Genomic DNA, 12,764 nt, shown 5'->3' on the forward strand with positions numbered 1-12,764 from the left:
ACGAGAGTAGCCGTTTTTTTGTCCACATTATTAGAGGAGGTTGGACATATGGCCAACGAGACAAACGAAATCACCATGCCGACGAAGTACGATCCAAGTGCGACGGAAGCGAAATGGTATGACTACTGGTTAGAGAACGACGTATTTAAAGCAGACGAGGACGATTCAAAACAGCCGTACACGATCGTCATTCCGCCACCGAACGTAACAGGGAAACTTCACCTCGGACACGCGTGGGACACGACGCTCCAAGACTTATTGACGCGCCTCAAGCGCATGCAAGGCTATGACGTCCTCTGGCTCCCAGGGATGGACCACGCCGGGATCGCGACGCAAGCGAAAGTCGAACAGAAGCTCCGTGAGGACGGCATCATGCGTTATGACCTCGGACGCGAAAAGTTCCTCGAGAAGACGTGGGAATGGAAAGACGAGTATGCCGACACGATCCGTGCCCAGTGGTCAAAACTTGGCCTCGGTCTCGATTACTCACGTGAGCGCTTCACGCTCGACGAAGGACTCTCGAAAGCGGTCCAGGAAGTATTCGTTCGTCTCTATGAGAAAGGCTTGATTTACCGCGGCGAGTATATCGTCAACTGGGACCCGGCACAAAAGACGGCCGTCTCCGATATCGAGGTCATCTACCAAGAAGTCGAAGGTGCGTTCTACCACATGAAGTATCCGCTCGCTGACGGCTCAGGCCACATCGAGATTGCGACGACACGTCCGGAGACGATGCTCGGTGATACGGCCGTTGCCGTTAACCCGAAAGATGAGCGTTACGCGCACCTCGTCGGCAAGACGATCATGCTTCCGGTCATGAACCGCGAGATTCCGATCGTCGCTGACGACTACGTCGACATGGAGTTCGGTACAGGTTGCGTCAAGATCACACCGGCGCACGACCCGAACGACTTTGAGATCGGGAACCGCCACGAGCTCCCGCGCATCCTCGTTATGGACGAAGGCGGCAAGATGAACGAGAATGCTGGCAAGTACGAAGGGCTCGACCGCTTCGAATGCCGCAAGCAACTCGTCAAAGACCTAGAAGCAGACGGCACGCTCGTCAAAATCGAGCCGCACACGCACTCGGTCGGTCACTCGGAACGTTCAGGCGCGGTCATCGAGCCGTATCTTTCGAAACAGTGGTTCGTCGACATGGAGCCGCTCGCGAAAGCAGCGCTCGAAGCGCAAGGACATGACGATACGAAAGTCAACTTCGTCCCAGAACGGTTCGAAGGCACATACCTCCGTTGGATGGAGAACATCCGTGATTGGTGTATCAGCCGCCAACTCTGGTGGGGGCACCGCATCCCGGCTTGGTACCACAATGAGACAGGTGAGATTTATGTAGGTAAAGAAGCACCGGCGGACAGTGAGAACTGGCATCAAGATGAAGACGTGCTCGACACATGGTTCTCGTCAGCGCTTTGGCCGTTCTCGACGATGGGCTGGCCGGATACGGACTCAGCAGACTTCAAACGTTACTTCCCGACGAGCGCGCTCGTCACGGGTTACGACATCATCTTCTTCTGGGTATCGCGCATGATTTTCCAATCGCTCGAGTTCACTGGGAAGCAGCCGTTCAACGACGTGCTCATCCACGGTCTCATCCGCGACTCGGAAGGCCGCAAGATGTCGAAGTCGCTCGGTAACGGCGTCGACCCGATGGAAGTCATCGACCAATACGGCGCGGACTCGCTCCGCTGGTTCCTCCTTACGGGATCGACACCAGGGAACGACCTTCGTTTCTATTGGGAGAAAATCGAATCGACATGGAACTTCGCGAACAAGATTTGGAACGCGAGCCGTTTCGCCCTTATGAACATGGACGGCATGAAGTATGAGGAGATCGATTTGTCAGGTGAGAAGACGCTCGCTGACAAGTGGATTCTCACTCGCTTGAACGACACAATCGACCAAGTGACACGTCTCGTCGACAAGTATGAGTTCGGCGAAGCCGGCCGTTACTTGTACAACTTCATCTGGGAAGAGTTCTGTAACTGGTACATCGAGATGGCGAAACTCACGCTCTACGGTGAGGACGAGGCTGCGAAAGCGACGACGCGTTCAGTGCTCGCGTACACGCTCGACTCAATCATGCGTCTCATGCATCCGTTCATGCCGTTCCTCACAGAGGAAATCTGGCAGCACTTGCCGCACGAAGGCGACTCGATTGTCCGTGCGAGCTACCCGACACGCCGCGACGAGCTCCACTTCGCGGACTCGGTACCAGCGTTCGAAGCGGTCATGAACGTCATCCGTTCGGTCCGTAACATCCGTTCGGAAGTGAACGCCCCAATGTCGAAACCGATTCAGCTCTTCATCTCGACGTCGGATGAGGCGACACAAGATTACTTGAGCGCGAACGAAACGACAATCGGCAAGTTCACGAACGCGACCGAGCTCGAAATCGGACGTGGCTTGACGGCTCCTGATAAGTCGATGTCAGCCATCATGACGGGTGCGGAACTGTTCATCCCACTCGCTGACCTCATCAACTTTGAGGAAGAAATCGCCCGTCTTGAAAAAGAAGTGGCGAAGTACGAGAAGGAAGTCGAGCGCGTTCAGAAGAAACTCGGCAACCCAGGCTTCACTGGCAAGGCACCGGCTCACGTCATCGACGAAGAGAAGGCGAAAGAGAAAGACTACCTCGACAAACATGACGCAGTCCGTGCGCGTTTGGAAGAGTTGCGTAAATAATGAATCAACCTTCTTTGGAGATTATCTCCGAAGAAGGTTTTTTTGTCGTTTGGTGGAATTTAGGAGAGGAGACGATATAAAGGTGGTGTGACATGAGACGAATCGGAATGATGTTAAGTTTGGCAGTGATGGGACTGAGTGGGTGTGTGGCGGAACGAGCTGAACCGATCGAACCGACGGAATCAGGAGTGACAATTAATGAAAGTGCAGAGGAGACGTCTTCCAAGGATATTCCCGTAACGACGGACAAAGAAGTGTTCGGCTCGATGATTGAGGACGTGCCGAAAGGGACCGTTCGACTAGTCGATGCGGTCACGGCCCAATACACGCTTCAATATACAGATGGCACGTCCGAGCGACCTTCGAGAGACGGTGTAATCTATGAAACCGTCATCGATGATCTCGGGCTCATTGCCATTAAGTTACCAAACCGCGACGATTCGTTCGGCGTGTTCAACTATTCACGGGACGAGGAGTGGGGGTTGCACGGGATTCAAAACTTTACGATTCCCGAGGCGGCCGAAAAAGTCCGACACGGGTTGGACTTGCCTGAAGAAGAGCTGTTTGTCGCCAACTTCGAGATGAGTCAGCTCGAGCGGCCGGTGGAGATGTGGACGTTGTATGATGAGACGCAATGCATCACGATTTTAGTGACCGATGCGTCCAGTGTGGCAGACGGAGAATTGATTGACCGGCGAGACGATTCAAATGAGCGGTATCGCTTGAATCAACCGGAAGGGAACGGCTTGTTTTACGTAGACCAGGGCAAGCTCATCGTCGTGACGGGCAATGTGTCGGAAGAGGTGTTGCTCGACCTCTCGGACTCGCTACCGGAGGCGTGGTCGGTGGATTTTCCGATGAACTGATCATACTTGTGACATCAACTATTCAAGAGGAGGGAATGCCATGCCGTACACACACGAATTCGGTATGTTAGATTCAACAAACCGTCAATCATCATATGATACGTATACACCTGAACACTTCGATTGTGTCTCGGTGGATGGGGAGTGGGTGGATGAGTTTATCGAGGAGCTGAACGAGATGCGCACGTATTTCCACTCCTATGACCGTCCTGGATTCGGATTAGACGAATGCGGGATCACGCTCATTCCATATGAGTCACTGGCGCTGTTCTATCAAGTCGTCAAAGCGATGATGTACACGCATGAGTCGGAACAACTGAATCGACTTATTTCCAAAATCACACAAGCCCAAGTAGACAAGAAGGACATGATTCATTTCGGACTATAAGTCTATAGAAAAGAACAACCCCGAGCATCGTCATCGATGTTCGGGGTTGTTGTGAGATGAGCGATAATAAATCTCATGTGCCACAAAACGTCTGATACGGATACGTCCGTGGCGGTCCAGGTGAGACATATCGTCCATAGTCTGCTTCGTAATCGTATGGTTTCCGCAATACGTCGAGCAGTGCATGCGTCGGGTTAAAGTCACCGCGTTCAGCTGCCGTGAGGGCGGTCTCAACATGATGATTGCGTGGAATGACGGCCGGGTTATGCTGACGCATGAGCCGGATGACGTCCTCATCAGGAAGACCTTGATCTCCGAGGCGTTTTTGCCAAGCGGACAGCCACGCCTTTCCATCATCTTGCTTAGCAAAGGCAAGCGAATTTGTGTCGCCGAGTGTGAGCGCGCGGAACGTGTTCGTGAAGTCAGCCTCAGACTCCATCATGAGCCGGAGCAACTCGTCCGTCAGTTCATCGTCGCCATCTTTTCGGACGTAGAGCCCGATTTTATGGGCAAGTCCGGTGAAGTATGCCTCTTTGTACGTTTCCGTGTAGTCGTTCAACAGTTTATTGGCGATATCGACGGCTGTTTCTTGCGTGTCAGCGAGGAGCGGCAACAGCGTCTCGGCGAGGCGGGCCAAGTTCCATGACCCGATATACGGCTGATTCGCATAGGCGTAGCGTCCCTCGCGGTCGATGGAGCTGAAGACGGTGTTCGGGTGATACGTATCCATGAATGCACACGGGCCATAGTCGATCCCTTCACCGCTGATGAACGTGTTGTCCGTATTCATGACGCCGTGGATGAATCCGACGAGTTGCCAATCCGCAATGAGCTTCGCTTGGCGGGTGATGACGCGGCCGAGGAACTGTTCATAGCGATTCGGCTCTCCTTCAAGATCAGGGTCGTGGCGCTGAATCGCATAGTCGGCGAGAGCGATGACGTCATCAATCGAGCCGGCCGCAGCGGCATATTGGAACGTACCGACGCGCAAATGGCTTGCCGCGACGCGCGTCAAGATGGCACCATGCTTCGGTCCTTGGCGCATGATCGGCTCACCGGTCGTGACGACGGCGAGCGCCCGGTTCGTCGGGATGCCGAGGGCGTGCATCGCCTCACTGATGAGGAACTCGCGCACCATCGGTCCAACGGCGGCCCGTCCATCGCCTCCACGCGAATACTCGGTCGGACCTGAGCCTTTCAATTGAACATCGACACGCTTTCCGTTCGGGGCGACATGTTCCCCGAGCACGAGTGCTCGTCCGTCACCGAGCATTGTGAAATGGCCGAACTGGTGGCCGGCATACGCTTGCGAGAACGACGTATCCGTCTGGCGATTACCGGCAAAGAGTGCGACGTCTTGACGTGCTACGGCGTCGAGTCCGAGTGTCTCGGCGAGAGCTTCGTTCCAAAGGACGAGCTCGGGCTTATCGACTGGATGGACCGGTCCTCGGTCGTAAAAAATATCACGGAGATCGAGGTAGGTCGCCTCGAAGTTCCAATTGGTTGTCATGGTGATTCCCCCTTCTTCGCCTCGAGTATAGCACAGCCGATTCCTTGCGTAGCGCTTCGCGAATTTTGGTAAGATGAGATAGAAGTGTGAAAACAGGAGTGATGGAAGATGGAGACGAGACTAGACGTATTGGAATGGCTGAACGGGCAGCTGCGGTTCGGGATTAAGCCGGGATTGAAACGAATCGAGTGGATGCTGAACGCCCTACAAATCGAAGAGTTACCGTCGATTCACGTGGCGGGGACGAACGGGAAAGGGTCGACGGTCGCCTTCTTGCGGGCCATGGCGATGAAACAGGGCTTGAACGTCGGGACGTTCATCTCGCCATACATCATTCAGTTCGAGGAGCGAATCATGTTGAACGGGGAACCGATTCGAGAAGAGGACCTCGTCCAAATCGCCAACCGGGTCCGTGACTGTGCGAGCTCGTCACCGGAGACGTTGACGGAGTTCGAGCTGCTGACCGTCATGGCGTGGCTCTATTTCCACGAGCAACAGCCCGACCTCGTCATTTGGGAAGTCGGGCTCGGAGGACGTCTCGACTCGACGAACGTGTTACAGAAGCCGATCGCGACAATCGTGACGTCGATTGGACATGATCATCAAGGGATTCTCGGCGACACGCTCGAAGAGATTGCCCTCGAGAAGTTCGGTATCATGAAGTCGGGTGTGCCGATGTTCCATAGCTTGACGGAGAAACGGTTGATTGAGTTGCTCGAACAACAAGGGGAGACGATGGATGCGCCGATTCACGACGTCACGCCGCTCGTCTCATCCGTAGAGGATGGGGCCGACACGGTCGTCACGTATGATGGGATGCCTCCGGTGACACTCGGATTGACCGGACACCATCAAGCGTATAACGGAGCGTGTGCTGTCGCCGTCGCGCGCCATCTCGGCTGGAGAACAGAGGCGATTCAAGCAGGACTCGAATCGGCGCAACATCCGGGGCGTTACGAGCTGATTTCGAGACAGCCTCGTATCGTGCTCGACGGGGCGCATAACGCGGAAGGCGTCGCCGCACTCGTCGAACAGCTGAAACTTGAGCGTGACGTGACCGTCCTTGCCGCCATTCTTGCCGATAAGGACCGCGAGGCGATGGTCGCGTCGCTCCAGACAGTGGCGGACGTCTATGAGACGACGTTCGATTTTCCGCGTGCCCGGACGAAAGACAGTCTGATTGCGGACGGTGCTCGTTACGTGGACTGGCAGGATTGGTTGGCTGCGTGGTTCGAAGCACCGAAATCCGAGACGCTCGTCGTGACCGGGTCGCTCTACTTTATCAGTGAAGTCAGAACCTATTTCCAAAGTTTGAAAAAAACTGCTTGTGAACAGGAAGAAAAAGGGGTATGAATTAACTGAAGAAGTGTGATGACAAACCGACTGGAGGCACAACGATGAAGAGGCAGCTAAGATCCAAGTACGGGTTCCTCATAGTAATAGGGATGGTCTTATTGTTGTTCGCGTATACATCAACGTTTGCGAATAATCAAGGAATCGTATTAAAAAATCCTATTAGTGATGAGTTAGAACGAAAAGTTACACCTGATGCGGTATTAGTAGGAGAAAAGGTTAAGTTGGAATATCGTTTTGCCTTAAATAACGTTCTTGATTTTGAAAAAGGTCCGAATATCAATTCATATAAATACGTTGAATGGGCGGTAACCATTAATGAGACGATTCCGGAAGGTTTCGAGGTAAATAAGGCTGAAGTAGAAAAAAAAGGGCTTGTGTATTCTTCTGCTACACGTTCGTTGACAGGGACGGTTGAGATTATGTGTGGTAAGAAGAACTTGGGACTAGAATCTTGTAATGAATACAAAAATGAGGCGTTTTACGATTCGTTGACACTTGAGTTGACGGCTACGAAGCCAGGAACGTTTCAATTTACGAACGGTCGATTCTCTTATTCGTTAGAGGCAGATCACGCTGGGAACGGTAATGGTTCAGTAAAACATGATCGTTCAATTTCAGATCCGGGTAGCAAATTGCCTAGCTCAACTGTTACCGTTGAAGCATTGAATATCAAACTTCCATCAGAGTTGAATTTATATTTGAATGAAACTGGAAACGTGAATGCTGAGATATCGACAGTAAAAGCGAAAATGCCTTCCACTGTAACGCTTAAATGGAGCATTGTGAATCCTGAAGTCGTGAAACAGACAAATGCCGCTAAGCAAAGTTTATCAGTTGAGGCGTTAAAAGTCGGAACGACGACGATTCAAGCTGTTTATGTTCATAGCAACGGATATGAATCGAAATCCCAACCGGTGACGGTAAAAGTCAGATTACCTGATCTCGCAATTGACTCTACGGACAAAGTGTTATGGGTCTATCAAAATAAGAGTGGGAGCTTAGTGAAACAACAAGCAGTCTTGAACCTCACTCAATTAATTGGTGATAACCAAGTCGTCAACAATCCGTTCGATGCCACGTGGGCCGTGAACTCTACTGCACTCAGCATCGTATCGAGTCAAAGTTCGACGGCGACGGTCCAAGCCGAACACGGAAGTACCGGGAACGTATCGGTAATCGCGGCTTTGACGAAGTACCCAGGTCAAACAGAAACGTCTTTGATTGAAGTGAAAGAATACCCACAACGTGTCGCGACACCTAACGTTGTGTTATATATGTCGGACAGTCCTTACGAGTACCCTGTTAAGTTCTGGCCGGAGACGGCGAACGTGACGGGTTACGGACTCACAGTGTTAGAAGGTAAGGACGTGCTCAAAGCTGAAAATGGCGTATTGACACTCGTGAAGCCAGGAATCGCTAAGGTGGGGCTTGTAACGCAGGATGTGAGCGCCTCCTTTGAGGCGGGAGAAGGTCCTGAAGTCATCAGCCAGACGTTCTACGTTCAGGTCAAAGAAGGTGCCGATCCGAATCCAGGTACTGCTGAGCCATCAACTGATTTCTATTAATGACGCCACAGAAAAGAAGCTACTCACGCGAGTAGCTTCTTTATTATTGCTTCAGTTGTTGGCCGACAAACAGTTGCAACTGGTTCGTGACCGGTAGTGTAGTGATTTGTCGGAATACGCCTTCGTTGTATTCCATGACGAGACGAGATTTATCGACTTCAGCATAAGCGTCAACATTTCCCGGGGCGAAAGATGCTTGTTTATTTGCCTGTTCCGGCAACGATTTGAACGTGCCGCGGAACGTGTTCACTTCGAGTGGGCCTTTACTATATAGACCGCCTTTCATGTTGATGATTGAGCCGACCGCATAGAGACGAGTCGGTTCAGTCGAGGCGCTGTACATGAACGCTTGTAGCGTAGAAGACGTGTTCTGGAACTCATTGATTCGGTTTAACAAAATTTTCCCTTTGGAGAGGAGTACGAGTGAACTGTCATTGCCCCCCGCGGTCGCCGGCAACAAGTCAGCCCCATCGATATACGTATCACCGAGCGCATATACCGTTGTATTAAAAGCGACCTTTCCACGAATCGTTAAATCGCCGTTAATGATTAGGGGGCGACTGATTGTGATCTCATTCAATGAATCGATGGTTACGTCGCCATCTAATAGAAGCGGGGTTGTCTTGCTAGCGATTGATTTTGAAATGACAATCGAGATACCGTCCTTGCCCGTATAGTTAGCGATTGCCTCCGGGTGTAGCCTCACGATTTGCATGCCAGTGATGGCATCTAATTTACCTTGATCAATCAAATTAGTTTTCAGCAATTCTGGTTTGTTCGAGTTAACGGGGCGATAGATTTGTTCGATGAACGGCTCATTCGTTCGAGTGATATTCGATTTAGCAAAGATTTCATCGGCCGGATTGGAATTATACGGGATGTCCGCCAAAGAACCCATGAACCGATTCACGTATTGAACGACCGAGTAATCGTAATTGAAATTGGAGAAGCTGCTTTCGACTGGACCAATCTCAGGTTCATGGTTGACACCTGGCGTAGTCGAGTTCGTGAAATAGTTCGGCGTTTCACAGCCGTCGCACGTCGCCCCGTTTCCGAGGTCAATGCGGCCATCGAGATAAAACCGACTCGAGGCGCTATTGTTCAGCGTGTTGATTTGGTCTTTCAGTTGGTACTTCGCGTCGCGTTCGAGTGAGAGCCTTGTCCCCGCAAACAAGTTCCCTTCAATCTTCGGTGGACCGTTGACCGTCAACGTGTCGTCCGACCCGAGCACGTAATAGAGGAATGACGGCAGCGCCGTCACATACACTTCTTGGCTATACGAGCTTGTCTGCATCGGCTGTTCCGGTTTCGCTTTCGTCGTCCCGGTCGCCGTCAACGTGAGCACCGTCGTGAACGGGGCGTTCGCCTGGTCCGCTGTCGAGCGGGTAATTGAGTAGCGAATATCGTTATCGCCGGATTGGCGCGTCCCTGCATACAACGTATCTTGTTTGAGTACAGTCTCGACTTTTGACTGGAACAATTGCTCGTTCTCCATATATGGTTGGACGACATTCGCATCGTGGAGCGGGAACGTCGCTCGGAGATCGGCGACGAGCACATCGAGCACGCCTTTGACGTCGGTATCGAGCTGCGTCTCGTCGACACGGAGATTCGTCTGCTTGTTCGTGGCCAAGTTGACTTGAATCGCTGCGAGCGAGAGGACGGCGAGTGCCGCCATCGTCACGAGGACGAGGATGAGGACGTAGCCTCGTTCATCTTGTTTCATTTGACTCCCTCTTTTCATAACGGGATGGTGCTCGTGAACGTTTTGACGAGCGTCGTATCTTCACGAGAGGCGAGTGTCACTTGAATTTCAATCAATCCAGAAGTGATATATGCCTCACGTCCGCGCCTTGGATCGGTCACTTCGTCGCGGAGGTCGATGTCGACGGACTGAACGATGACGTCAGGATTGTTCGTCACAAAGCTCGACGGGGCGAGCTCGAGCACGGCGTCCTCCATATAATCGCCTTGACGATACAGGATCCCTTCCGTCGAGATGCGTGGGGTATGGAGACGGTGAAACGAATATGTATCCCCGTTGACGGTCAAGGCGTCGAACTCGGTCCGGTTGATGTCTTGGAGGACACTCGTGATCAAATAGTCGGCCTCGCTTCGAAGCGAGCTCGTATCGTTCGTCAGACGGAAACCGAGCGAGCCGGACAAGAAGACGGTGATCACGATGCCGGCGAAGATGGCAGAGATGACGAGTGCGAGCAACAACTCGACGAGCGTGACGCCGTCCTCACGGTCACGGAAGCTCTGGAACGTCCGTCTCAGGGAATTTATCTTGAAGCGTCGCATTCGTCACCACTCCTTTCAACGTGATGGGTTTGAGCAATGTCTCCGAGGCGACGGTAATCTCGACGTTGACGAGGTCAGCGGGCGGTTCGTTGCCGGGAGAGAGGATGGTCACATCGAAGGCGCGCCCGTTGATCGTGACGTCACATAAATCACAGACATTGGCCGGTGTTTGTTGGAGCGTCGCGATATCGATCGGGTCCCGGGTTTCGGCTGCGCGGCGCTTCAACGTGTTGAGCGTATTTTGGGCGACTTGGTTCGCTACGGTCCGGTCAAGATCCGAGGAGGTGATTCGCAAGCTTTGGGAGAAGATATTCATGAGCGATAATGCCAGGATCGAGACGACGACGATCGAGACGAGAACTTCGACGAGCGTGAAACCTTGTTCGGAACGGTCCAACGCATTGACCTCCTTTTCAATATTCATTTAAAGACAGGAAAAAAGAGACTTTTCACCTGAAATAATTGTTATTTTCTGTACAATGCATATTATACTAAAGTTACAGTGGGAACGGATAGTAATTCAAAAGTCTCATTTGACTTGAAATAGAGGGGGAAATGGAATGAAGCGATATGGGATGCATCTGTTCATCCTGGCGGGACTTGTCCTGCTCGTGTCATTGCCGACGATCGGGCTCGTGAACTATCTCGACGCCTCGGCGAAGACAAGTGCTACATATAAAGAGACGACCGTGGCCGGCATCGATGTATCGGGGATGACGAAGGAAGAGGCGGTCGTCCGGCTCGATAACGCCATCAAAGACTTCAATAACACACCGTTCACGGTGACACTCGTCGACGGGACGGCCCTCGAGGTCGGCAAAGACGTCGTCTCATTCAACGTCGATGCGACGCTGAAGACGGCTTCTGAACCGGGTACATATCCGCTCGTCACGACGGTCGACGAAGAGCGGTTGACGCCTTACTTAGAGAATCAACCGGTGACGCTCTCGATGGTGACACCACCGCTCGTCGAAGCGGCATCGAACTTGAACTCGGACGTCGTCCTCGAGATGACGGCGACGGAGAGCGAAGTCGTCGCCTCAATCACCGTCAGTCCGACACCAGCGATGCGCTCGGCACTCGAACGGATGAACGGCTTCGAGATGGAAGCCGGGGACATCTTCAGCTTGAAAGCGTTCGGGGAAGATTTTGACGCGCTCAGCACGCTCGGGTCATCGATGTATCAGTTGTTTGCGGCGACACCGTTCCAAATCCTTGAACGGGTGCAGCATGAGACGCTCCCGTCCGGCATCGAGCTTGGCTACGACGTCAAAGTCGATGAACGCTCGAACTTCGCCGTCCAGAATACGGAACAGACGCCTTACGCGCTCATCGTGTTAGAAGAAGGGAACGCGATGACAGTCCAATTGCTCGGCAAGGCGTTCGTCGGTGCTTACGAATCGCGCGTCGAAGACGTGACGAGCGTCCCGTACCAAAACATCGTCCGCTTCTCGCCATCGCTTACAGCTGGTAGTTCGTCTGTGACCCAGTCCGGACAGACCGGTGAGTCAGGCAAGCTATACCGTGTCCGCATCACGGATACGGGCGAGTCGCTTGAACTGCTCGGATTCGATTTTTACGAGCCGATTCCGGAGATTGTGACGAAAAGTTCCGTCCCGCTCCCACCTCCAGAGCCTGTCGAACCGGTCATCCCAACTTTCCCAGATGAAACACTGGAAGATGACCCGTTCGATGACGATGTAGAAGATGACGGATTGAATCAGTTTGAAGAACAGCCACCGGTTCATGACACAGATCCGGTACCAAGTGAGGGGGCAGTCGGATGATCGGATATTTAATTTTGATCGCCTTTTGGGTACTCGCCACATTGACCGTGTTCGCCTTGTCGATTCCGTACATTCGGAAACGCGAGACGAAAGGGGTCATCGTATTGCTCGTCGCCGTGCTATCGCTCGGCGTCTATAGCCTGTACGTCGAAGGGCTCGAGCGGACGTGGTGGGCGTGGGTCCTCCTCGCCCTCGGTTTGGCCGGCGGTGCGGCACTCAGTGCGTTCATCGAACAGCGAGACGTCGCACAGGAGGTACCACAGAGGATGGTGAAGTAAGTTGAGAAGA

11 protein-coding genes are annotated in these 12,764 nt (G+C 52.7%); 7 read left to right on the forward strand and 4 right to left on the reverse strand.

The window, feature by feature from the left end:
- Positions 1-48 precede the first annotated feature (48 nt).
- The 3 genes from M467_RS24690 (at position 49) to M467_RS24700 (ending at position 3,954) form a co-directional block, all read left to right on the forward strand.
- Positions 49-2,700, forward strand: a complete 2,652-nt coding sequence (locus M467_RS24690; protein ID WP_021066854.1) for a valine--tRNA ligase — start codon at positions 49-51, stop codon at positions 2,698-2,700.
- A 92-nt stretch (positions 2,701-2,792) separates the two neighbouring features.
- A complete protein-coding gene (locus tag M467_RS24695) occupies positions 2,793-3,566 on the forward strand; it encodes a hypothetical protein (RefSeq protein WP_021066855.1) in 774 nt (257 codons plus the stop codon).
- Between the two features lie 40 nt (positions 3,567-3,606).
- Positions 3,607-3,954: a hypothetical protein gene (locus M467_RS24700; RefSeq protein ID WP_021066856.1), complete on the forward strand. Its 348-nt coding sequence runs from the start codon at positions 3,607-3,609 to the stop codon at positions 3,952-3,954.
- A 73-nt stretch (positions 3,955-4,027) separates the two neighbouring features.
- Here M467_RS24700 and M467_RS24705 read toward each other — a convergent pair whose 3' ends face one another.
- Positions 4,028-5,464, reverse strand: coding sequence for a protein adenylyltransferase SelO (locus M467_RS24705; RefSeq protein WP_021066857.1), 1,437 nt, complete (start codon positions 5,462-5,464; stop codon positions 4,028-4,030).
- Between the two features lie 108 nt (positions 5,465-5,572).
- On the opposite strand from M467_RS24705, the gene M467_RS24710 reads away from it, so the two are divergent.
- Both M467_RS24710 and M467_RS24715 read left to right on the forward strand, forming a co-directional pair.
- The gene (locus M467_RS24710; RefSeq protein WP_021066858.1) at positions 5,573-6,817 is read left to right on the forward strand and encodes a bifunctional folylpolyglutamate synthase/dihydrofolate synthase; all 1,245 of its coding nucleotides are present in this window, start codon (positions 5,573-5,575) and stop codon (positions 6,815-6,817) included.
- 44 nt (positions 6,818-6,861) lie between these two features.
- Positions 6,862-8,385, forward strand: a complete 1,524-nt coding sequence (locus tag M467_RS24715; protein WP_021066859.1) for a hypothetical protein — start codon at positions 6,862-6,864, stop codon at positions 8,383-8,385.
- A gap of 43 nt (positions 8,386-8,428) precedes the next feature.
- Here M467_RS24715 and M467_RS24720 read toward each other — a convergent pair whose 3' ends face one another.
- The 3 genes from M467_RS24720 to M467_RS24730 are packed head-to-tail and all read right to left on the reverse strand — an operon-like array spanning position 8,429 to position 11,086.
- Complete coding sequence (locus tag M467_RS24720) at positions 8,429-10,111, reverse strand: hypothetical protein (RefSeq protein WP_021066860.1); 1,683 nt, start codon at positions 10,109-10,111, stop codon at positions 8,429-8,431.
- A 14-nt stretch (positions 10,112-10,125) separates the two neighbouring features.
- Entirely contained in the window at positions 10,126-10,689 is a 564-nt protein-coding gene (locus M467_RS24725; protein ID WP_021066861.1) for a PilW family protein, read from the reverse strand.
- Positions 10,637-11,086, reverse strand: coding sequence for a prepilin-type N-terminal cleavage/methylation domain-containing protein (locus M467_RS24730; RefSeq protein WP_021066862.1), 450 nt, complete (start codon positions 11,084-11,086; stop codon positions 10,637-10,639). The genes M467_RS24725 and M467_RS24730 overlap by 53 nt, the downstream gene beginning before the upstream one ends.
- Positions 11,087-11,249: 163 nt before the next feature.
- Here M467_RS24730 and M467_RS24735 point away from each other — a divergent pair, with 163 nt between their 5' ends.
- Both M467_RS24735 and M467_RS24740 read left to right on the forward strand, forming a co-directional pair.
- Positions 11,250-12,476 carry a G5 domain-containing protein gene (locus tag M467_RS24735; RefSeq protein ID WP_021066863.1) on the forward strand — a complete coding sequence of 409 codons (1,227 nt, stop codon included), beginning with the start codon at positions 11,250-11,252 and terminating at the stop codon, positions 12,474-12,476.
- Positions 12,473-12,754: a hypothetical protein gene (locus M467_RS24740; protein ID WP_021066864.1), complete on the forward strand. Its 282-nt coding sequence runs from the start codon at positions 12,473-12,475 to the stop codon at positions 12,752-12,754. Before M467_RS24735 ends, M467_RS24740 begins: the two co-directional genes overlap by 4 nt.
- The last annotated feature ends 10 nt before the right edge of the window (positions 12,755-12,764 follow it).

The sequence above is a fragment of the Exiguobacterium chiriqhucha RW-2 genome (assembly GCF_000416965.1).
Classification (GTDB): Bacteria; Bacillota; Bacilli; order Exiguobacteriales; family Exiguobacteriaceae; genus Exiguobacterium; species Exiguobacterium chiriqhucha.